General features: G+C 52.7%; 22 protein-coding genes and 1 pseudogene. 22 read left to right on the forward strand and 1 reads right to left on the reverse strand.

Annotated features, from left to right (window positions below):
- The first annotated feature begins 32 nt into the window (after window positions 1–32).
- The 19 genes and pseudogenes from Q7K71_07710 to Q7K71_07800 all read left to right on the forward strand — a co-directional run bounded on the left by Q7K71_07710 (window position 33) and on the right by Q7K71_07800 (window position 17,105).
- Window positions 33–398: a response regulator gene (locus Q7K71_07710; protein ID MDO8675975.1), complete on the forward strand. Its 366-nt coding sequence runs from the start codon at window positions 33–35 to the stop codon at window positions 396–398.
- The gene (locus Q7K71_07715) at window positions 398–1,087 is read left to right on the forward strand and encodes a YggS family pyridoxal phosphate-dependent enzyme (protein ID MDO8675976.1); all 690 of its coding nucleotides are present in this window, start codon (window positions 398–400) and stop codon (window positions 1,085–1,087) included. Before Q7K71_07710 ends, Q7K71_07715 begins: the two co-directional genes overlap by 1 nt.
- A gap of 35 nt (window positions 1,088–1,122) precedes the next feature.
- Window positions 1,123–1,911 (forward strand): pyrroline-5-carboxylate reductase, encoded by a 789-nt coding sequence (gene proC / locus Q7K71_07720; protein MDO8675977.1) that lies wholly within the window; start codon window positions 1,123–1,125, stop codon window positions 1,909–1,911.
- A gap of 181 nt (window positions 1,912–2,092) precedes the next feature.
- On the forward strand, window positions 2,093–2,953 hold the full coding sequence (mtnP, locus tag Q7K71_07725; protein MDO8675978.1) for an S-methyl-5'-thioadenosine phosphorylase: 861 nt from the start codon (window positions 2,093–2,095) through the stop codon (window positions 2,951–2,953).
- A gap of 93 nt (window positions 2,954–3,046) precedes the next feature.
- On the forward strand, window positions 3,047–5,851 hold the full coding sequence (gene ileS / locus Q7K71_07730) for an isoleucine--tRNA ligase (protein ID MDO8675979.1): 2,805 nt from the start codon (window positions 3,047–3,049) through the stop codon (window positions 5,849–5,851).
- A gap of 71 nt (window positions 5,852–5,922) precedes the next feature.
- Entirely contained in the window at window positions 5,923–6,324 is a 402-nt protein-coding gene (locus Q7K71_07735) for a TraR/DksA C4-type zinc finger protein (GenBank protein MDO8675980.1), read from the forward strand.
- A gap of 20 nt (window positions 6,325–6,344) precedes the next feature.
- On the forward strand, window positions 6,345–6,821 hold the full coding sequence (gene lspA / locus Q7K71_07740) for a signal peptidase II (protein MDO8675981.1): 477 nt from the start codon (window positions 6,345–6,347) through the stop codon (window positions 6,819–6,821).
- Entirely contained in the window at window positions 6,797–7,570 is a 774-nt protein-coding gene (lgt, locus tag Q7K71_07745) for a prolipoprotein diacylglyceryl transferase (protein ID MDO8675982.1), read from the forward strand. Before lspA ends, lgt begins: the two co-directional genes overlap by 25 nt.
- Complete coding sequence (locus Q7K71_07750) at window positions 7,536–8,438, forward strand: RluA family pseudouridine synthase (GenBank protein ID MDO8675983.1); 903 nt, start codon at window positions 7,536–7,538, stop codon at window positions 8,436–8,438. Before lgt ends, Q7K71_07750 begins: the two co-directional genes overlap by 35 nt.
- 43 nt (window positions 8,439–8,481) lie before the next feature.
- Entirely contained in the window at window positions 8,482–9,369 is an 888-nt protein-coding gene (locus tag Q7K71_07755) for a hypothetical protein (protein MDO8675984.1), read from the forward strand.
- Window positions 9,366–10,610, forward strand: a complete 1,245-nt coding sequence (gene aroA, locus Q7K71_07760) for a 3-phosphoshikimate 1-carboxyvinyltransferase (GenBank protein MDO8675985.1) — start codon at window positions 9,366–9,368, stop codon at window positions 10,608–10,610. The genes Q7K71_07755 and aroA overlap by 4 nt, the downstream gene beginning before the upstream one ends.
- Window positions 10,611–10,704: 94 nt before the next feature.
- Window positions 10,705–11,778, forward strand: coding sequence for a rod shape-determining protein (locus tag Q7K71_07765; GenBank protein MDO8675986.1), 1,074 nt, complete (start codon window positions 10,705–10,707; stop codon window positions 11,776–11,778).
- A 1-nt stretch (window position 11,779) separates the two neighbouring features.
- Window positions 11,780–12,556, forward strand: coding sequence for a rod shape-determining protein MreC (gene mreC / locus Q7K71_07770; protein ID MDO8675987.1), 777 nt, complete (start codon window positions 11,780–11,782; stop codon window positions 12,554–12,556).
- Between the two features lie 37 nt (window positions 12,557–12,593).
- A pseudogene (locus Q7K71_07775) lies at window positions 12,594–13,241 on the forward strand (ABC transporter ATP-binding protein).
- A gap of 62 nt (window positions 13,242–13,303) precedes the next feature.
- Window positions 13,304–14,074, forward strand: coding sequence for an ABC transporter permease (locus Q7K71_07780; GenBank protein ID MDO8675988.1), 771 nt, complete (start codon window positions 13,304–13,306; stop codon window positions 14,072–14,074).
- A gap of 65 nt (window positions 14,075–14,139) precedes the next feature.
- Window positions 14,140–14,718, forward strand: a complete 579-nt coding sequence (locus tag Q7K71_07785) for a YceI family protein (GenBank protein ID MDO8675989.1) — start codon at window positions 14,140–14,142, stop codon at window positions 14,716–14,718.
- A gap of 188 nt (window positions 14,719–14,906) precedes the next feature.
- Window positions 14,907–15,566, forward strand: a complete 660-nt coding sequence (locus Q7K71_07790; GenBank protein ID MDO8675990.1) for a hypothetical protein — start codon at window positions 14,907–14,909, stop codon at window positions 15,564–15,566.
- 137 nt (window positions 15,567–15,703) lie between these two features.
- Window positions 15,704–16,315, forward strand: coding sequence for a hypothetical protein (locus Q7K71_07795; GenBank protein ID MDO8675991.1), 612 nt, complete (start codon window positions 15,704–15,706; stop codon window positions 16,313–16,315).
- Window positions 16,302–17,105: a nucleotidyl transferase AbiEii/AbiGii toxin family protein gene (locus Q7K71_07800; GenBank protein ID MDO8675992.1), complete on the forward strand. Its 804-nt coding sequence runs from the start codon at window positions 16,302–16,304 to the stop codon at window positions 17,103–17,105. The genes Q7K71_07795 and Q7K71_07800 overlap by 14 nt, the downstream gene beginning before the upstream one ends.
- Window positions 17,106–17,199: 94 nt before the next feature.
- Here Q7K71_07800 and Q7K71_07805 read toward each other — a convergent pair whose 3' ends face one another.
- Window positions 17,200–17,394 carry a hypothetical protein gene (locus tag Q7K71_07805; GenBank protein MDO8675993.1) on the reverse strand — a complete coding sequence of 65 codons (195 nt, stop codon included), beginning with the start codon at window positions 17,392–17,394 and terminating at the stop codon, window positions 17,200–17,202.
- A gap of 402 nt (window positions 17,395–17,796) precedes the next feature.
- Between Q7K71_07805 and Q7K71_07810 the strand changes: the two genes are divergently transcribed.
- The 3 genes from Q7K71_07810 to Q7K71_07820 all read left to right on the forward strand — a co-directional run.
- Window positions 17,797–18,315, forward strand: coding sequence for a DUF1566 domain-containing protein (locus Q7K71_07810; GenBank protein ID MDO8675994.1), 519 nt, complete (start codon window positions 17,797–17,799; stop codon window positions 18,313–18,315).
- 137 nt (window positions 18,316–18,452) lie between these two features.
- A complete protein-coding gene (locus Q7K71_07815) occupies window positions 18,453–19,760 on the forward strand; it encodes an ATP-binding protein (protein ID MDO8675995.1) in 1,308 nt (435 codons plus the stop codon).
- A gap of 96 nt (window positions 19,761–19,856) precedes the next feature.
- A partial coding sequence (locus Q7K71_07820) for a hypothetical protein (GenBank protein ID MDO8675996.1) occupies window positions 19,857–22,167 on the forward strand: 2,311 nt, incomplete at its 3' end.

Below are 22,167 nucleotides of genomic sequence, written 5' to 3' on the forward strand. Positions count from 1 at the left end.
GTCAATTCGCGTTCTTTAGATAGAATACAATTATGTCAAAGACCATTCTCGTTGTGGACGATGAGCCCGTTATTGTTGAGATCGCCAGGCGCAAACTGGAAGAAGTTGGTTTCGAGGTGATGACGGCGCGCGATGGGCAAGAGGCCATGGCGTGTCTTCAGAAAAAGACCCCTCACTTGATCATCCTGGACGTGCAAATGCCCAAAATGGACGGGTATGCGTTCATGATAGAAAAAAGCAAGGTCCCCGAATACGAATCCATCCCGGTCATCGTGGCCACCGCCCATCAGGAAACGGCACCCTTGTTCGAGCGCCACGGGATCAGGACCTACCTTTTAAAGCCGTTGAAACTCCAGGAACTTTTGGATAAGGTCGCCGAAGTCCTCGGTCCCGCTTAATGATCAAGGATAATGTCGCAAAGGTCCGGGCTGACATCGCTGTTGCCTGCCGCGCGGCCGGCCGTGACCCGTCGCAGGTGATCTTGGTGGCGGTGACCAAGTCCGTTCCCGTCCACGTCATTGCACAAGCCGTGTCCGCCGGCATTGAACACATCGCGGAAAACCAGGTGCAGGAGGCCGAAAAGAAATTTCCGGACCTGATCGCCAAGGATCCCCATTTGACCGGACATATCATCGGCCATTTGCAAACGAACAAGGCCGGGGATGCGCTCAAGGTCGCGGGTTTGATCCAGTCCGTGGACAGCGCGCGTTTGGCTGATGAAATTGAAAAACAGGCCGCGAAACTGGGCAGGACCGCGGACATTCTGGTGCAGGTCAATACCGCCCGAGAGCCGCAGAAACACGGGGCCGCGCCCGAAAAGGTCTTCGCGCTCATGGAACACATTTCTGGTTTGAAGCATGTGCGCGTTCTGGGCCTGATGGCCATGGCGCCTTTGACCGAAGATGAAGGCAGGGTCCGCAAAGCTTTCAGCGATTTGCGGGACATCCGCGACGGTGTGTCAAAACGTTTTTCAGGAAATTCAAAGGTCAATATGAAATATCTTTCCATGGGCATGAGTTCGGATTATCGTATTGCGATCCAAGAAGGTTCAACCATGGTGCGCATCGGCAGCGCGATATTTAAGTAGGGGCGATCCTTGTGATCGCCCGACAGGAAAATAATATGTCAACCATCACGATCATCGGCGGCGGCAACATGGGGGAAGCCCTTGTGAAGGGGCTTTACCGGACGCATAAAGTTTGCGTTTGCGAGGCCGACCCCAAACGTGCCCGTGCTTTGAAAAATAAATACCGGATCGCCATTGCGGGCCTTCATACGGCGATTAAAAACGCCGAAATTGTCATCTTCGCCGTCAAGCCGCAGGACATGGCCGTGCTTTTGGTTCATGTAGGGGCGATTATCAATCGCCCGCAGAGGCAAATATTCATTTCTATTGCCGCTGGTTTAACGACAAAATTCTTTGAGAAACATTTAGGCAAGGTCAGGGTCGTGCGTGCCATGCCCAATATGCCGGCCTTGATCGGCGAGGGGATGACGGCTTTGTGCGCGGGCCGATATGCTTCATCCAAAGACCTGGCTGTTGCGCAGAAAATATTATCCAGCGTCGGAAAGACGATGGTGGTGAAAGAGAAATATATGGACGCGGTCACTGCGGTTTCAGGCAGCGGGCCGGCCTATGTGTTCTTGTTCGTCGAGCAATGGATGGCCGCGGCCAAGGCGCTGGGATTCAAAGACGTCCAGGCCAAAGCGCTGGTTTATCAGACCCTGACCGGCAGCGCCCATTTATTAGAGAAGAGCGTCTTTGATGCCGCGACCTTGCGGGCCAAGGTGACCTCCAAAGGCGGCACCACCCAGGCGGCCCTGGATGTCTTTTCTCAAGCAAAGTTCGATCACATCATGAAGAAGGCATTATTGGCAGCAAAGAAACGTGCAAGCCAATTAGCTAAGTAATTGCTATAGGGCTTTGTGTGAAATTTTGAAAGGCGAATTATGTCCCTATCGTCTACGACTCCGATCCGGAAATACAGTCCCCGTAGGGACGTTGTATTTCCGGAGTGTCAGGAAAGACGATTATTGACATAGTTGAGCCGACTCAAAATTTTACCAAAGCCCGTTAAATTAGGGAGAACGCATGTCCATCGTCGGAGTGATCGGCGGTAGCGGTTTATACCAGATCGATGGGATCACTGGCGTCAAGGAAGTGGCGGTCAAGACGCCCTTCGGTGACCCGTCGGACAACTTTGTCACCGGAACGCTGGAAGGTACTCGCGTCGTGTTTTTGCCGCGCCACGGCCGCGGCCACCGCATTTCTCCCAGTGAGATCAATTACCGTGCTAACATTTACGGGATGAAGGAACTTGGTGTCGCGGCCATCATTTCCGTTTCCGCCTGCGGCTCTTTGAAGGAACAATACAAGCCCATGGATTTCGTGGTCCCCGACCAGTTCCTGGACCGCACGCGCAAGGGCAGGGCAGACACGTTTTTTACCAACGGCATCGTCGCGCACGTGGCCTTTGCCGACCCCGTATCACCGGAGATCGCCGATATTATTGATTCTTCCGCCAAGGCCTTGAAATTAACGGTGCACAAAGGCGGCACCTACGTCAACATGGAAGGCCCGCAATTTTCCACTAAAGCGGAATCAAACCTTTACCGCTCTTGGGGCATGGACATCATCGGCATGACGAATCTGACCGAGGCCAAACTCGCCCGCGAAGCGGAAGTTTCTTACGCCACGCTCGCCGCTGTCACCGACTATGATTGCTGGCATCCCAGCCACGATTCCGTCACCATTGAGATGATCATCGCTAATCTCAACAAGAACGTGGCCAATGCCAAAAATATTTTGAAAGTAGCCATACCCCGGGTTGGAACATTAAAGACCTTCAGCGCCGCCAATGCCCTGCAATATGCTATCATGACCGACCGTGATATGATCCCTCTTGAAACCAAGAGAAATTTAGCGGTTATTATAGGAAAATACATTAAATAGTAGAAGGCGGGTGGCCGAGGTGGGGGCCCCCCGACGCGCGCAGGAACGAGCACGGCGGGGGTGACCGAGGACAGGACCCGCCTCACAAGTTATATGGATTATCAGAAGACGCTAAATTTACCGCAGACCGACTTTTCCATGAAAGCGGGCCTGGTGGAAAAAGAACCGCAGACCCTGGCCGCCTGGGAACAGCAGGGCCTGTACGCGAAGATCCGCGCCAGATCATCCGGAAAAAAGTCCTTTATTCTGCACGACGGACCGCCGTATGCCAACGGCCGTATCCACATCGGCCACGCCCTTAATAAAATCCTCAAAGACATCATTGTCAAATACCAGACCATGAAAGGCCGCGATGCTTTGTATGTCCCCGGCTGGGACTGCCACGGCCTGCCCATTGAACATCAATTGTTGAAGGATCTGAAGGCTCTAAAAGCTGACAAACAGGATTTTGACGCCGTTGTTTTCCGCAGGAAAGCGCGTGATTATGCCATGGGATTCGTCGGTATCCAGCGCGAGGAATTCAAGCGTTTGGGTATTTTCGGCCAGTGGGATGACCCCTACCTGACGCTGTCGCATGACTATGAGCATTGGATCCTCAAGTCGTTGGCCGGACTTGTCAAAAAGGGCTACGTGTATCGCCGTCTCAAGCCGGTCCATTGGTGTTTCAGCTGTGCCACCGCGCTGGCCGAGGCCGAGGTGGAATATGAGGACGATACGTCCCCGGCGATATATGTAAAATTTAAAGTTAATAATCCTCAAGATCTAGCATTACCTACCGATAAAGAAGCTTTTTTATTGGTTTGGACAACGACCCCGTGGACATTATTAGCGAACGTGGCGGTGGCAGTACACCCGGATTTTACCTACTTTGCTATGGATCATGATAATGAAATCTTAATCCTTGAGGAAAAAGCAAGTGACTTAATAATCGCTCCTACGTTGGATCGAAATGACATACCAAAAATCGTTGGTACTTTTAAAGGTAGAGATCTAACTAAATTTTTTTATACACATCCTTTTCATGGACAGCCTTGTCCGGTAGTGACGGCCGATTATGTTACTAAAGAAGACGGCACAGGTTTGGTGCATATTGCGCCCGGGCATGGCCAGGAAGATTATCAAGTTGGGTTAGCAAATAATTTACCGGTTATCATGCCGGTTAATTCAAAGGGCGTATTTACTGAAGAAGGCGGGAAGTTCGCTGGTCAGCATGTGTTTAAAGCCAATGACCAGATTATGGATGATCTTCAAAATCGTTGTTTGCTTTATAAAAAAGAATTTTTAGAACACTCTTATCCTCATTGCTGGCGCTGTAAAAATCCCGTCATCTTCCGCGCCACCGAACAATGGTTCTTGAACGTGGACCATGAGGGCCTGCGCGGGCGTCTGGCGCAAGCCATTGACAAGGTGGAATGGGTCCCGCCCGCGGGTAAGGAACGCATCAGCAGTATGGTGGCGTCCCGTCCCGACTGGTGCCTGTCGCGCCAGCGTTTTTGGGGCGTGCCCATTCCGGCATTGGTCTGCCGCGGCTGTAAGGGAGAGCATAAACTTTTCATCGCGGTCATTGAACATCTGGCCGGTCTGGTCAAAGCGCAGGGCAGCGGCGTGTGGTTTGAAAAAGACATCAAAGAACTTTTGCCGCCAAGCTTTAGATGCCCGGATTGCGGCGGCACGGATTTTCAAAAGACCCATGACATTCTGGATGTGTGGTTTGATTCCGGGGTCAGCCATCAGGCGGTATTCGGCCCCATGATCAAACGCCCTTTGCCGGCAGACCTGTATCTGGAGGGCTCTGACCAGCATCGCGGCTGGTTCCAGTCATCGCTCATCACCGCGGTGGCCCTCCACGGGCATCCGCCGTACACCCAGGTCCTGACCCACGGTTTTGTCGTGGACGGCCAGGGCCGCAAAATGTCCAAGTCGCTGGGCAATGTCATGGCCCCGCAGGACTTGATCAAGACCGGCGGTGCCGAGATCCTGCGGCTTTGGGTCGCCTCCAGCTCTTATCATGATGACGTGCGCATTTCCAAAGAGATCACGGACCGTCTGACCGACGCTTACCGCAAGATCCGCAATACGGTGCGTTATTTATTGGGTAATCTGTATGATTTTGATCCCGACAAGGACCTGCTTGATCATGAGAAACTTTTGGACCTGGACCGCTGGGCGCTGTCGCGTTTGGCCCGGGTGGTGAGGGAGGCGGATGCCGCTTACGCGGCCTATGATTTCCCGAGGGCCGTCAAGGCGGCCTACGCGTTTTGCAATGAAGATTGCTCCAGCATTTATCTTGACATCCTCAAAGACCGGCTATATACTTTCTGCGCTCAATCGCCGGAAAGACGTTCGGCGCAGACAGTTCTCTATCATATTTTGGATGCGTTGACGAGGATCCTCGCACCGGTCATGGCATTCACGGCGGAAGAAATTTTTTCCGCGAGTCCCAGGACAGCGGCCTTAAAAGAAATTTCCAGCGCGCATTTGCTGGACTGGCCGGCCCTGGACCCGCGCTGGTCGTCGCAAAGCATTGAAGAAAAATTCGGGCCTTTGATGGCCCTGCGGGTCCATGTGCTTAAAGCGCTGGATGAAAAACGAAAGAGCGGCCTCATCGGCAGTGCTCTGCAGGCCAAGGTCATCATCACCACCGCCAGCGACCGCGACCACGCGTATTTGAAAAGTGTTGAAGCGCTGTTGGCCCCGGTTTTCATCGTTTCGCAGGTGGAGTTGCAAAAAGTCGCTACGGGCATCCAGGGTCTGGATGAATATTTTTCCAAAACCGCGGTGATGGTCGTCCCGGCCGAAGGCGTCAAATGCGCCCGTTGCTGGCATCTTCGTTTGGATGTGGGAAAAGACCCGTCGCATCCTGAAATATGTTTGCGCTGTGTTGAAAATATACGGTAGAGACGCAGCATTGCTGCGTCTGTACGTAGGGGCGATTATTAATCGCCCCGTACATAAAGGAGAAGCCGTTCATGCCTTTGAATCCCTTTAAGAAAAAAAGAATTAATCCTAAATTTGAGCCCTATAAGAAATTGCTCCTGAAGGCCAAGGAACAGATCGTCGGTGACCTGCGCCAATTGTCCGACGATCATTCCGAAAGCGCCAATGACCGCAGCGGCGACATTTCCGGCCATGCCATGCACATGGCGGATGTGGCCACCGACATGTATGACCGCGAATTCCTTTTAGGCCTTGCCTCCAATGACCGTGAACTTTTGTATCAGATCGACGAAGCCATGGGCCGCATGGAAGACGGAACATACGGCCTTTGTGACAGCTGCCAAAAGCCCATCCCGGTCACCCGTCTGAAGGCCATTCCCCATGTCCGCACCTGCCTGAAGTGTCAGGAAAAACTGGAATCCAAGAAGCGCTAGCGCTTAAGAGGTATGTCCCCATGCCCGACGCAAAACGTTCCAGCCGGGATATAGCGATTTTCCTGTGCGGCGTTCTGGCGGTCGTGGGCATCGACCGTTTGAGCAAGGCCTTCTTCGCGCATTTGTTGTCCCTCAATGAAAGCATTGCCCTGATCAAGGGTGTCGTGCATTTCACCCTCGTCCACAATACCGGCATCGCGTTCGGCCTTTTTAAGGATTGCGGAGCGATGTTTTTTGTCATTCCTTTGATCCTCACCGGGCTTTTGATCTATAATATTTACTATTACCGTGACCGCGAATACAGCCGGACCTATATCATGGCATTTTCCCTCATCCTGGGGGGAGCCATCGGGAACCTCATTGACCGGATCTTTTTGGGGCATGTCATTGATTTTATTGATCTGCGCGTGTGGCCGGTCTTTAACGTCGCCGATTCAGCCATCACCGTCGGCGCTGCCATCATCCTTTTAAAATGCATCCCGTCCTCTTCCAAATAGGGTCGTTTCCCGTTTATTCCTACGGCGTCATGCTCGGGGTCGCCGTGCTTTTGTGCGCGTGGGGTTTCGGTAAAGACGCGTCAAAAAAAGGAATTCCCAAAGACGCGGCGTATGACCTTTTGTTCTGGACCGTCGTCGGCGGCATCATCGGGGCGCGTATTTTTTACGTGATCCTGTATCGGGATTATTTTTCCGCCTCACCTTTGGAGGTCCTGATGGTCAACCGCGGGGGCCTGGCCTGGCAGGGCGGTTTTTTGGGCGGTATTTTGGCCGGGACCGTTTGGTGCAAGCGTCGCGGTCATGCCTTACGGTCCATGCTGGACTTGGCGGCGCCTTATATCGCGCTGGGGCAGGCGGTGGGGCGCCTGGGATGTTTTTTCAACGGCTGTTGCTATGGCAAGCCGTGGGCGCACGGTATTTTTTTCCCCGTGCACGATGCGCGTTTGCATCCCACACAGCTGTATGAGGCCGCCGGGCTTTTTTTTATTTTTATCGTTCTGAAGATGTACGCACGTAGGGGCGATCCTTGTGATCGCCCACAAGAGGGCGAATACAAGATTCGCCCCTACGGATTGATTTTTGTCGCGTATTTATGGCTGGCCGCCATTGAGCGCTTCTTTGTTGAGTTCTTGCGCGCCGACCACGACACGCTGTGGTGGGGCCTAAGTTTGTTCCAGTATATCGCTTTGGGTATTTTTTTCGCCGGTCTCGCCTATGGTTTATTCATTCATCGTCAGCGGCGCGCATGAAGGTTTGCGCCTGGATGTATTTCTGGCGCAGGTCATTCCTGATGTCCCGTCGCGGGCTTTCGTGCAGAAACTCATCGCCCAGGACCGTGTCACGGTCAACGGCAAGCCGCCGCTCAAGCCCAATACCAGGGTGGCCGTCGGGGACAAGGTGAGTGCCGATGTGGACCCCTCGTCCCTGATCGTGCCGGACATTATCGCGCAGGACATCGCTGTGGATGTTTTTTACGAGGACGCGGACATCATCCTCATCAACAAGCCCGCGGGCCTCACCGTGCATCCGGCGACCGGCAACCGTTCAGGCACCCTGGTCAATGCCCTGGCGCACCGTTTCCGGGAATTGTCCGACGTCAACGGCCCGGTGCGTCCCGGAATTGTCCATCGCCTGGACAAGGACACCTCGGGGCTGATCATCGTGGCCAAGACCAATGCCGCCCACGCCCGCCTGGCCCGTCAGTTTGAAAAACACACGGTCGTCAAAAGATACGTCGCGCGGGTGGAAGGGAAGGTGCAGTTTGACCAGGGCGTTGTGGACGTCAACATTGACAGCCACCCGAAATACCATGACCAGCGTCAGGCCTCACCCGAGGGGGGAGGCAAGGACGCAATAACGCTTTATCAGGTGTTACAGCGGTTCCCTAAGTCCACCCTGATAGCACTTTTTCCCCAGACCGGCCGCACCCATCAATTGCGCGTGCACATGAAGCATCTGGGGCATCCGATATTGGGAGATGACCGTTACGGCCGCAAAGCCACGTTCCCGCGTCTGGCCCTGCACGCCCAGAGCATCGCCTTTGCGCATCCCGCGACCAGGCATTACGTTGAGTTTTCCTGTCCCGTCCCAAAAGAATTTCTGGACCCAAATTTTTAAATTTGTCTTTACTAACTTATAGGGAGAACGTATATTTATGTATATGCGTCATCATAGCGGAAAAACGCTGACCATTTTCGTCATCCTCATCATCATCGTCCTGGCCTCCTCGACGTCCATCGGGTTCTTCCTCTATCATAAGGAAAACGACATGCGTCATTCCATTGAGTCCGAGCTCGACGAGGGCCGCGCAACGGAAACGAAACTGCAGACCCAGTTCAAAGAGGCCCAAAAGCGCCTGACCGTCCTGGAAGACAAGAACAAAGAGGCCGACGATAAGATCAATAATCTGATGGACGAGGCCGAACTGAATGATGGCCTGCACAATGCCCTGAAGACCGAGAACGTTTCATTAAAGGAAGCTTTGGAGACGGCCAAAAAGGAAAAGGAAAAGATCTTCACGGACCTCCAGGACACTGATAAAAGATATCAGGAGGCCGCCGGACTTTTAAAAGCCCAGCAGGAAAAGACGCAGGCATTGACCAAACGCGTGACGGAATTGGAAGATGCCAGGCAAAAGTCCGACGCGAAGATCGCGGCCATGAAAGCCGACCTGATGCCGTATAATGACCGCACTGCCGACCAGCAGATCGCAGGGGAAGTTGTCCCCCCGGGGGGGACGCCAGCTGGCGGGACGCCGGGCCAGCGTACGGACAAGAACAAGGTTGAACTGGACAAGATCGTCGTCAATCCCAATGGCGTGCGCGGCAAGATCCTAAGCGTGGACAAGGACGCCGAGTTCGTTGTCTGCAGTTTGGGCTTAAAGCAGGGGATCAAGCCCGAAGACATGCTGTCCGTTTATCGCGGCGAGGAATATCTGGGGGATGTCAAGGTTTCCCGCGTCCAGCAGGACATGTCCGCCGCCGATATTGTCCCGCCGTTTTCCAGCCGTAAAGTCCGCAAAAATGATATCGTGGTGTTCCGGCCGTGATCCTTGACGTTAAGCCCGTCCGCGCGCTGCAAGGTGTTCTTGACCTTCCGGCTTCCAAATCCTATACCATTCGCGCTTTCTTCATCGCCGCTTGCGGGGGTTCTTCCAGCATCATCGGGCCTTCCGGCGGCGACGACGCCGTGGTCGCCCAACGGGTGGCACGCGTGTTGAGTAGGGGCCGGGCATGCCCGGCCCGTACGGTATTTGATGTCGGGGAATCAGGGACCACCCTGCGGTTTTTATTGCCGCTTTTATCTTTCCTGGGACATCCCGCTGTTGTTAAAGGAAAAGGCACACTGGTTGGCCGGCCCAACCATCATTTATGTGCGGCTTTGCGCCGGCAGGGTATGGACATTCGTGGCACCGGCCCCCAAGAGTCCGTGCCCATTGTTTATAAAGGCGGGCCGCTTGAGGCCGGGACCATCAGGATCAACGGGAGTTTAAGCTCACAGTTCATTTCCGGGCTGATGATCGCTTTGCCGCGCCTGAAGGCCGATAGCCGTATTGTGGTTACCGGCAAAATGGTTTCCCATGATTATATCACCATGACCCGCCGCATTTTGGCCCGCGCCGGGATTAAAATACGTAGGGGCGACCCGTCGGGTCGCCCGTACTTTATTATTCCCGGCAACCAAAAATTCAAGGGTTTAAAAAATTTCCGCGTGCCGTCGGATTATGGTTTGGCGGCTTTTCCTCTGGCCGCGGCCCTGCTGGTGCCTTCAAAGGTTGTCCTTAAGGGAAATTTTGACCGCGCTTGGCCCCAGTCCGATGGGCATATCATCAACTTTTTGAAAAAAATGGGCGGCCGTTTCACGCATACCGACCGCTCCATCACCATCAAGGGTCCGTCTTCCTTAAAAGGGGGCGTGTTCAATTTGAAGGATTGTCCTGACCTTGTTCCTGTCATGGCGGTCTTAAGTTTGTTCGCCCGCAGCCGCACAAAACTCACAGGCATAGGCCATGCCCGTCTCAAGGAATCGGACCGCTTGAGCGATCTGCGCAAAGAATTATTGAAGGTGGGGGCTAAGGTATCGGAAACCAGGGATACCCTGGTCATTGACCCTAGGGCCTCATATAAGAGGGGCCAAGTCCTGGATCCTCATCATGACCACCGGCTGGCCATGGCCTTTACGGTGCTGGGTTTGAAGATCGGCTGCAAGGTCAGGGACATCCAGTCCTGCGCGAAATCCTATCCCGCTTTTGTTAAAGACATAAACACATTAAGGGGACATCCACCGTAACCTGAATTCCGTAGACTTGAATTCGGGTTACGGTGGGTGTCCCCAAAATTTAGGTTGACGCCGCAGGTGTATTCGTATAATATCTGACATCAATATGTTCCAGAAAATCCAAAAATTCATCCGCGCCATTTCCGACCACGTTGTAGGCCTTTTTTCCAAAGACATGGGCATTGACCTGGGCACAGCCACGACCCTCGTGTATGTCAAGGGTGAAGGTGTTGTTTTGTGCGAGCCCTCGGTGGTGGCCATTGAAAAGGACACCAACCGCGTGATCGCCGTCGGCGAAGAAGCCAAAAGGATGCTCGGCCGCACCCCGGGCAGCATCGTCGCCATCCGTCCCATGAAAGACGGCGTCATTTCCGATTTTGAAGTGACGGAGGCGATGCTCAAATATTTTATCCGCAAGGTCCAGCCCAGCAAATTTTTGTTCCGTCCGACCATCGTCATCGCCATCCCGTCAGGCATCACCGAGGTGGAAAAGCGCGCGGTCATTGATTCCGCCGAACACGCGGGCGCGCGGCACGTCATCCTCATTGAAGAGCCCAAGGCCGCGGCCATCGGCGTTGGCCTGCCCGTGCATGAGCCGGCCGGCAACATGATCATTGACATCGGCGGCGGGACCACGGAATTCGCGGTCATTTCTCTGGGCGGTCTGGTCTATGCCAAATCCATCCGTATCGCCGGCGACGAGATGGACGTGGCCATCATTGAATATTTAAGGAAGACCTATAACCTGATGATCGGCGAACGCACGGCGGAGGAAATTAAAATTCGCATCGGCTCGGCCTATCCTTTGGAAGAGGAATTGAACATGGACGTGCGCGGCCGCGATCTGATCGCCGGCCTGCCCAAGACCATCAACGTCACGTCCGTTGAGATCCGCGAAGCCCTGCAGGACCCGGTACAGACGATCGTGGATGCGTCCAAGTCCACGCTGGAACACACTCCGCCGGAATTGGCCGCGGACCTCATTGACCGGGGCATCGTCATGGCCGGAGGCGGTTCTTTACTGCGCGGCCTGGACAAGCGCATCGCCGAGGAAACCGGCCTGCCCGTGCATGTCGCGGACGACCCTTTGACCGCGGTGGTGCTGGGGACCGGCGCCACACTTGACATGCCGCCGGCCATGCGCCGCAGATTCACGGCTCATACAAAATTGGATTTCTGATGTGCTTCGAAAACACCGCAAAACAGCCGCCTATCTTGCCGTTTTTATCATCCCGTTCCTGATCGTATTATTTAAACCGAAAACTCCCAATGCCGTCGTTCTTTTAGACGCCGGCGCCGGCCCCGCGGGATTTTTTAAGTCCGCGGCCCGGGAATTCAAAAAATTTGTTTTTTACCGCGACACGTATGACGCCTATCTTTTCTTAAAGAAACAAAACGACGTTTTAAAAGCCGGTGCCGTGGCCTTGCGCGAGGCGCTGGCCAAGGCCGAGGTTGCGGCGGACATCGCGCGGTTTAGGCGCGGTCAGGATTACCCGTCCTTAGTCGCTGATGTTGTCGGCCGCGACCCTTCCAGCTGGAACGCGTCCCTGGTTTTGGACAAGGGCTCGTCGGAAGGGGTGAAGATCGGCATGCCGGTGGTCAGCCCCCTGGGTGTCGTGGGCCGCGTCGCCGAGGTGGGGCGCAACACGAGCAAGGTCATTTTATTGGCGGACCCCAATTTCGCGGTGGCGGGCCTGGTGGCCCGCTCGCGGGAAAGCGGGCTGGTGACAGGCACCCTGCAGGGTTCCTGCCGTCTGGAGTATTTGACGGACAATGCCGACGTGAAAGTGGGGGACCAGGTGGTGACGTCCAAGTTGAGTTCCGGTTTTCCCGAGGGCATTCTTATCGGCCGCGTGGTGGACGTGCAGGCCGGCATCAGCAGCCGCTCGGTGGAATGCCTCGTCGAACCGGCCGTTAACCTTTCGCAATTGGAACAAGTTGTGATTATAAAGCGGTAGAGACGCAGCATTGCTGCGTCTGTACAGGCATGAATGCATGAACGCCATTGAAATCCATGGTTTAGTCAAGACCTACCGCAACGGCACAAAGGCGCTCAAAGGGGTGGACCTGACCGTTGCCAAAGGGGATTTTTTTGCCTTGCTGGGCGCCAACGGCGCGGGCAAGACCACACTCATCGGCATCCTCACGGGTCTGGTCAACAAAACCGCGGGCACGGTCAAGGTGTTCGGCTGCGACATTGACAAGGATTTCGCCAACGCCAAGCGCATGCTCGGGGTGGTGCCGCAGGAATTCAATTTCAACATGTTTGAGAATGTCCAGGACATCGTCGTCAACCAGGCCGGATATTTCGGCGTGCCGTCCAAGACAGCGATCAGGGACGCCGAGGGTATTTTAAAGATGGTGGGCCTGTGGAAAAAACGCCGGTCCATGGCCCGCACGCTCTCCGGTGGCATGAAGCGCCGGCTCATGATCGCCCGCGCGCTCATCCATCACCCGAAGGTCCTCATCCTTGACGAACCCACCGCCGGGGTGGACGTGGAACTGCGCTTAGGCATGTGGGATTATCTGCGCGGCATCAACAGCCGGGGCACGACCATCCTTTTGACCACGCATTATTTGGAAGAGGTCGAGCAGATGTGCCGCAACGCGGCCATCATCAAGGACGGGCTCATCGTGCGTCATGACGCGGTGCCCAACCTGCTGCCTCTGGAAAAATTGTTTTTGGAAATTTTAAAAACGTAAATATGGTTTACACCGATTACATTGCTTTAAAAACCATCGTCCGCAAAGAGGTCACGCGCATCATGCGCATCTGGACGCAGACGCTTTTGCCGCCTTTGATCACGCAGACCCTGTATTTCCTCATCTTCGGCAAGTTCATCGGCGCGCAGATCGCCCCCATCGGAGGCGTCACCTACATGTCCTTTATCGTGCCGGGGCTGGTGATGATGGGGGTCATCGGCTCTTCCTACGGCAATGTGGTCAGTTCCTTTTTCGGGGCCAAGTTCCAGCGCAGTATTGAAGAGATCCTCGTTTCACCCGCGCCCAACTGGGTCATTTTGGCCGGTTACGTGACGGGAGGGGTCATCCGGGGCACGGTGGTCGGTGCTTTGGTCTTCGGCATCTCCTGTTTCTTCACTCATCCGGCGATCTACAATATCTGGGCCGTGCTTTTTTTTATGACCGTCACCGCGGTGCTGTTCTCACTGGGTGCTTTCATCAACGGCATTTTCGCCCGTAATTTTGACGAAGTGGCTTTTTTCCAGAATTTCATCCTCACCCCGCTCATGTATTTGGGGGGCGTGTTTTATTCCATCCACAGTTTGCCGGCGTTTTGGCAGAAAGCGTCTTTGTTCAACCCGTTGGTCTACATGATCAACGGTTTTCGTTACGGGTTTTACGGGTTCAGCGATGTGCATTTGGCGGTGTCTGCGGCCATTTTGGTGGTCCTGACCGTTGCCCTGACCGCTTTGAGCTTGTGGCTTTTGAAAAAGGGTATCGGCATCAAAAATTAAGGTAGCACCTGCCTTCTTTCGAGAAGGCAGGTGCTACCTTTACAACCAACCAACAGGAGGGGAATATGCGTACGTTTCGTTTATTCGTTTTGGCCACCGGTATCGTTTTGGCGGGGCAGGGGGTTTGGGCTGCTGGTGATACCTATACCATTGATACGGCCCATTCAAGCATTGGCTTTTCGGCCAGGCACATGATGGTCTCCACGGTCATCGGCGCTTTTGATGATTATCAGGGTACCATCACCTATGACCCGGCTGACCCGGCCGCGTTCAAGGCCGATGTCACCATCCAGGCCAAAAGCATTAACACCAAGGCGGCCAAGCGCGATGACCATTTGCGTAGCGCGGAGTTTTTTGACGTTGAAAAGCACCCGGTCATCACCTTCACAACCGTGAAACTGGACAAACAGGACGGCCGGGCGGTTTTGACCGGAAGTTTGACCATGAAAGGTGTTGCCAAGGAGGTCTCCATTCCGGTAACGATCGCCGGCCCGATCCAGGGTGGATCGATCATCGGCCTAAGCGGTTCTTTCACCCTCAACCGTCAGGATTACGGCATTAACTGGAACCAAGCCCTGGATAACGGCGGCTTGGCGGTCAGCGATGAGGTCAAGGTGGATATAAACATAGAGGCGCACAAATAACGTAGGGGCCGGGTCCAGAAACCGCTTTCTAAAAAATCTCTGTTTACGCTTGCCAAGGTCTTGGCAGATGATATATTTGAAGTAGGGGCACGGGTATGCCGTGCCCGTACATACGAATGGCGCGCCAGACCAATCAAGGGATGGTGATTTTATAGATAAGAAAGCGTCAGAACCGAAAGGAGGGTCACATGATTACGTTTAACTACATCATGGATCCACTTAAAGAAGTAGGCGGTATGGTTTTGGGCGTTACCCCAACGGTGTTTTGGGTGTTGGTTGTGCTGGTGGCGGGTACCTTGCTGGCGCGCACGCTCGGTTCAGTGGTGGCCGACGTGATCAAACGCATTCAGGTGGACAAGATCAGCAATACGATCGGTCTGGCCGGCGCTTTGGATGCCGGCGGGATCAAGCGTCCCATCAGCGAGTTGGTAGGCACCATTATTTCCTGGGTGCTGACGGTCACGACGTTCGTGGTCGCCCTCAAGCTGGTAGGGATCGCGGTCCTCGGTGAAGCGACCAGCGCCGTGATGGCCTATTTGCCCGGGCTTTTGTCCGGCATCGTGGCCTTGACGGTCGCCATCATCATCGCGCATATCATCGCCGCGTTCATTAAGGTTGTCGCGGTCAACACCGATATGCCGAAACCCGAATTAATGGCCACCTTCACCAAATGGGCGATTGTCCTGACCGGATTTGTCGCCTTCATGGAAAAGGTGGGTCTCGGGTTTTTGCTGACCGGAACGCCGTTCACGTTGATCATCGCCGCGCTGGCCCTGGCCTTAGGCCTGTCCTTCGGTCTTGGCGGCCGCGAACATGCGTCCCGTTATTTGGACAAGATCTTGAAATAACGCGTTTTTCCTCGCTGTAAAAAAGGGGACACTTTATAGTGTCCCCTTTTCTTTTGTGGGCTTGACTTTTTTCAGATAGAATGTATACTTATTTCAGATAGTATACAGATAGATACATCAACTGAAATAAGTAGAATATGCGTTTTGAGGACGTTTATAGGGAACTCGCCGGAAAGAAATATTACGTTTTCTCCAGTGAAGATCTGTGCGCTTTTTTTCCGAAAGCAAAGAGATCAACGGTCAAGCAGCATCTTTCCAGGTGGAAAAGAAGCGGATTGGTGGCTTCTGTAAGAAAAAATCTTTACGAACTGACTTATCCCGGGTCTTACCATGTGCCGGATATGTATTTAGCCAATAAGATCTACGCGCCGTCGTATGTCTCGCTTGAGACCGCGCTTTCTCATTATAGTATGATCCCCGATGTTTCCATGTCAGTCACGTCCATCACTGCTAAAGCGACCCGGCGATTTAAGAACCAGCACGGGCTCTTTACCTATCGGAGCGTTCAAACAAAAGCGTTTTGCGGCTATACGATCGAAAACCACAACGGTTTCGATATTTTGATCGCTGAACCGGAGAAGGCGCTGGTGGATTACGTTTATTTTAAGACCCTGCGAAAAACAAAATTGGATATTGAAGCGCTGCGGCTGGATAAAAAGAAGATCAGGCGGTTGGACCGAAAAAAACTCGAAACATACAGCCGCCTGTACGGGATCAACACAAAAGGAATCCTTGATGATCACCTATGAAACGTTGATGAACGAGGCCAAAGAACGCGGCATGCCTGGCGTTAAAACACGGGGGGTGTTGAGGGAATATTTACAGGTATTGATCATGAAAGAGCTTTATCGCCTGGATATCGGAAAGAAGTTTTTCTTTACCGGCGGGACCTATTTACGGCTGGTGCATCACGCCAAGCGATTTTCAGAAGACCTCGATTTTAACGCGGCAAAGCTTTCCAGGACTGAATTTGAAGAGGCGCTCAAGAAAATTGTACCCGCGATCAAGAATGAAGGGATGGTCTCCAAACTTGAATTTGATCACCGGGAGAATTTGTTGGTGGCGCGGGTGGTTTTCCCGGATATTGAAAGCATTTATGGGGTGGTCTCAAAATATTCCAAGAAAGAGGGTATTGTGATCAAAGTAGAAGTGAACCTGCCCCGTTGGGAGATCAAACCGGAAACACTCCTGATCAGCGGCTTCGGCCGGATGTATCCTGTGCTGTGCACACAAAAAGGCGCGCTTTTTGCCGATAAGATCGATGCTTTGATCAAGAAAAACAGGGCGCGGCATTTGTTTGACATCATCTTTATGCTTTCTAACAAGTATCCCGTTGATGAGCAGGTATTAAATACGCTGGGCATTAAAGGGCCGCCGCTTGAAGCCATTTTGAAACGGGTGGACGGTTTCTCTGAAGCACAGCTAAAGCATCAGGCCGAATCTCTGCGGCCCTTTTTGTTTGATGAAAACGAAGCACAACTGCTCATTAATGCTAAGACCATTGTTCGTCAATTAGTGGACCGTTTCCGACGCAGTTAATGTGAAGGCATGTGTTTGCGGGCGCGATGGTCAAGATAGAACAGCACAACCACTCCGCCAACAAGGATCAAAGCGAAAATTATTATGTCCATGGTCATTTTCCTTTCTTTTCCATCAGTATAACACCTATAGCCAGGAACACAAGCGCCAGGCTGAAAATACCGATACGCAGCCACAGCGTTATGTTGCTGAAAAAATGTGTGGCCAGCGCAACGGTACAGATGGCTTTACTCATGTCCGTGAAATATTTGGCGAGCAGGTCTTGGGTATCCGGCTGGATGATTTTCATGATAATTTCCGTGATAGGGGAGTTAATATTGATGATTATACTAATCTAATATTGATTATTAGTCAATCATTGTTTTCATCTGCAAAACGATCCATTACGCATCCCTTTAATTATTTATACATTATATAAAAAATTCCCGAAAGAAGTTGTCAATCGCAACGGGCTTGTTATAATTTATTATGGATGGAAAAAATTTTTTCGCTTTTCATAAAAGAAGCACAACACTCTTAAAATAGGGCGTCAAGTTTTTATCAGTCAATTTGGTGGAAAATCGGGAGGCCTCAATGGCACGGCCTGATCTTGTTGCAGTTTTTTTCGTAATTCTTGTTTCCGGTGGGGGGGGTTGGAGGTGTAAGAATTTCGTATGCGGATACCGTTATTAACAATGCCCATTTAAATAACTTGACGATCAATGCGCCGTCGGCGGACCCCTGCGCCGGTTTGTCAATAGGCCAGACGTGCACGGGCGGCGCCATCTATGCCGGCACGGGCTATGGCGACGGGCTTACGGCAACAGACAAATACATGGTAACTCCCAGCGACATCACGGGCGGTACCAGAGCATGGGCTACAGGGACCTATGCTACTAGTAGTACGGGCGCAACGGACCTGAGCAATGGAAAGGCCAATACAGCAACTATAGTTGCGTTGGCGAGCACTACTCCCGCGGCCCTTGCGTGTTCAGACCTGGATTATGGGGGCTATACGGATTGGTTTCTACCTGCCAAGAATGAACTTAGCACTGTACTTTTTGCCAATAGAACGGCCTTGGGTGGGTTCGCGGTGGGTAGCACGGCCACCTATTGGTCGTCGTCGGAGGGCGGCACCACCAGCGCCTGGAGGCATTCCTTCGGCAGTAACGCCCAGATCAACATAAACAAGACGGTCAACGCCCGCGTCCGTTGCGTCCGGACGTATTGATGATTTGATCATTTTGAAGCGTTTCGGATCTTTGACCGTCAAGGTCTGCGGTCCCTCCCGATCACTTGACAAAATCTTCTTTTTATGGCATTATTTAGACAATAAACGTCAGGATTGTACAATTTCACCGTTTATATATGAATAAGAACGATATAATTGCCATACTTCAGGATTGGAACAGCTGGCAGAAGCCCCTCGCGGTAGGGGTTGAGCGGCCGGAATATTTTTTAAAACTAAGGAAATTCCTGCGTTCTGACCAGATCGTTACCGTTATGGGGCCAAGACGGGCCGGCAAGTCCTTTATCATGCGTCAGACCGCGGCCGGGCTTGTCAGTGAGGGGGTTTCGCCGCAAGATATCCTCATGGTGAATTTTGAAGACCCTCGATTTATCGGTCTTGACGTTCAATTATTGGAACGCATTTATCAAACGTATTTAGAATTCTTTGCGCCCAAAAGAAAGCCGTACATTTTCCTGGATGAAGTCCAGGAGGTCCCGGGGTGGGAAAAATGGGTCAGGATGATGCATGAGCTTTCCAAGGCAAAAATTGTCGTGTCCGGATCCAATGCCAATCTTCTTAGCCGCGAACTGGGCACCGTGCTCACAGGCCGGCATCTTGATCTGAATGTTTTGCCGCTTTCTTTTAAAGAATACCTGACCTTTAACAATGTGACCCTGCATGGCCCCGTGGATGTTCTCAACCGGGGCGTTGAGATCCGGGGGTTTTTAAGGAGTTATATGGAAACCGGGTCTTTTCCGGAAGTGGTATTCACCGAGTCCAAAAAAGAAACATTATTGAATTATTTTGAGGACATTATCCACAAGGACCTTTTGAGGAGGTTTCGTATACGTAAACCGGAAGGTCTGAAAGCATTGGTCAAGTTTTATCTAAGCAATCCGGCGGCCCACGTGACGTTCAGCTCTCTTGGCCGGTCATTAAAGATCTCTTCAGAAAGTGTGGAGAAGTTCTCGGGTTATTTTGAGCAGGCCTATGTGGTTTCATTCCTTAAGCGTTTTTCATTTAAGGTCAAAGAGCAGGAAAGAAGTCCGAGAAAGGTGTATGCCGTTGATACAGGATTATGCAACGCTGTTGGTTTCCGGTTCAACGAGAATTTGGGTAAATTAGCTGAAAATATTGTTTTTGCCCAACTCAGAAGAAAACAGCTCGCCGATCCGCGCTTTGAAGTTTTTTATTGGAAAGATGACAGGCATTGGGAAGTGGATTTTGTTGTCAAGGAGGGGCCCATAGTCAGCGGGCTCATACAGGTGTGTTGGGACGCGGGGGCATTAAAAACGCGCGATCGGGAGATCAGGGGCTTATTGAAGGCATTGGCAGATCTAAAATTGGATAGGGCATTGGTCATTACTGATGAGGAAGAAAGCGAAGAAAAGATAAAGGGTGCCGTTATAAGATTTATTCCGCTCTGGAAATGGCTGGTTGATTAAACTGTCCCCATAAAATTTCCGAAAAAAGTTGTCAAGCGCAATGGGCTTGTTATAATTCATATAGTTATTTATTTACGGACACACTGATAACCCTTCATGATTTTTCTTCGTAAAATAACCACGATTTATCGCAAGAAGGTAGCTGCTACCTTCTTGACCTTCTTGTACGCCATCGGCGGGGGGGTTGTTTTCGCCGCCAACATTGAGGCCGTTCTGGACGACGCCGCCGGCGCCAGCGCCTGGTCCATCCAGGATTCCGCCACCGCCGAGAAAGTCCGTGTCAATTCCCTGGGCAACGTCGGCATCGGCACCACCACCCCGCAGGACAAATTGATCGTGTTGGGCGGCAACGTCGGCATCGGCACCTGGACAGCCACCGAGCGCATGATCATCCAAGGCGGGAATCTGGGGATCGGAACGACGAGTGCACCCCAATCTCTATACGTCGCCGGCACCGCAGAGGCCCAGGGGTTCAAACTCAATCAAAACGCTGTGGCTGGATACGTCCTGACCTCTAGTTCCGTTGGGGTGGGCACATGGATGGCCGCCGGTACATTGGCCAGCGGGAGTGTTGCCAGCGGCACCATCAACCAGGTCGCCAAATACGCGGCCACCGGTGCTGTGGTCAGCGGCTCGTCCATTTTATTTGATGATGCCACCAACGTCGGGATCGGCACCAGTACCCCGCAAACGTTGTTCTCTGTTGTTGGCGGCAATGTCGGCATCGGCACCTGGACAGCCACCGAGCGCATGATCATCCAGGGCGGGAATCTGGGGATCGGAACGACGAGTGCACCCCAATCTCTATACGTCGCCGGCACAGCCGAGGCCCAGGGCTTCAAACTCAATCAAAACGCTGTGGCTGGATACGTCTTGACCTCTAGTTCAGTGGGGGTAGGCACCTGGATGGCTGTTAGTACATTAGGTGCTGGTGGAACAGCGGCGGGCGGGTTAAACGCGGTGGAATACAACTCACCGGTCGGGACCTTTGCCGGCACCGAGAATGTATTTTCTTTCAACGGCACAAACGTCGGCATCGGCACCACCAACGGCGTCAACCTTTTGGACGTGCGGGGCGATACGTCTGTTACCTCCGGCAACGTCGGCATCGGCACCACCATCCCGCAGGGAGCGCTTACTGTCATGAGTGGCAACGTCGGCATCGGGACTTGGGTGCCAGGCAACCTTTTTCAAATGGTGAACAACGATAGCCAGACAATCCTAACCAGTATTGGGGGAATGGTAGCTTATAAAAATGTCAATACGACAAATAATACAGGAGTTAAATTTGTCTTCCAGACAAATGATACCGACGGGGCATTGGCAGTGGGGGCAAGGGTTGCGGGTATATTTACTTCTCATGCGGCCGGTGCGGTAAGTGGTGACTTAGTGATTGAGACTACCAATGCCGGCACTTCCGCAGAAAAATTAAGGATTACTTCCGCTGGGAACGTCGGCATCGGCACTAACACCCCGCAGGGAGCGCTTACTGTCATGAACGGCAACGTCGGCATCGGCACGTGGAAACCTAACAATCTAATGAACCTTGTCTTAACGGACAGCACAATATCACCGACAATCGATGCTATCGGTACTGCGAATATGGGACTACAAAATTTAAGCACTACTGATAACACATGGGCTCTTTTTGCTCTTCAAACTGTTAATAGTCTGGGAGTTCTCGTAAGAGGAGCAAGGGTCGGCTCAATCTTCACTGACCATACCAGCGGGAGCGTTGATGCGGATTTTGCTGTGGATACTGTTCTCGCTAGTACTTCACTTGAAAGGTTTCGTATAAAGAATAGTGGGAATATCGGTATGGGGACTTTTGGACCGACCGCCCTGCTCCATGTTGTCCAGACCGCGGCTTCTGATGCTTTCAGGGTCAATGATGTGGCCGGGGACACCTCTCCGTTTCTCATCGACCAAAGCGGCAACGTCGGCATTGGGACAACCTTGACCACCACTGGAGTATTAACGGTTATGAGTGGGAATGTGGGGATTGGGACGTGGGTGCCTGGGGGGGGTCTTCATGTGAAGGGCGAATTTCCAGTAATGCTCGTTGAGCGGGTAACCGGCGCAATAGCAGGCATCGTTGTCGCGACGCAGATACGAACCACCTCAACAGGGAGTGCGGCAGATGAGTTTGGTGGAACTATCGCTTTTGAATTAAACGATGATGAAACCGCAGGACTCAATGTTATTGGCAGAATTGGCGCAGTAAGAGATGGATCGGACACCTCCGGGGCGATGGTTTTACACACGTCAAGTGCGGGCACTGGAGCAGAAAAAATGAGAATAACAGCCACCGGCAACGTCGGCATCGCTACCTTTGCGCCAAACGCCTTTTTAGACATTTCTTCCACTACCAATCAGGATTTATTCAGGGTCAATGATAATGGGACGG

This window comes from Candidatus Omnitrophota bacterium, assembly GCA_030650275.1.
Taxonomy (GTDB): Bacteria; Omnitrophota; Gorgyraeia; order Zapsychrales; family Fredricksoniimonadaceae; genus JACPXN01.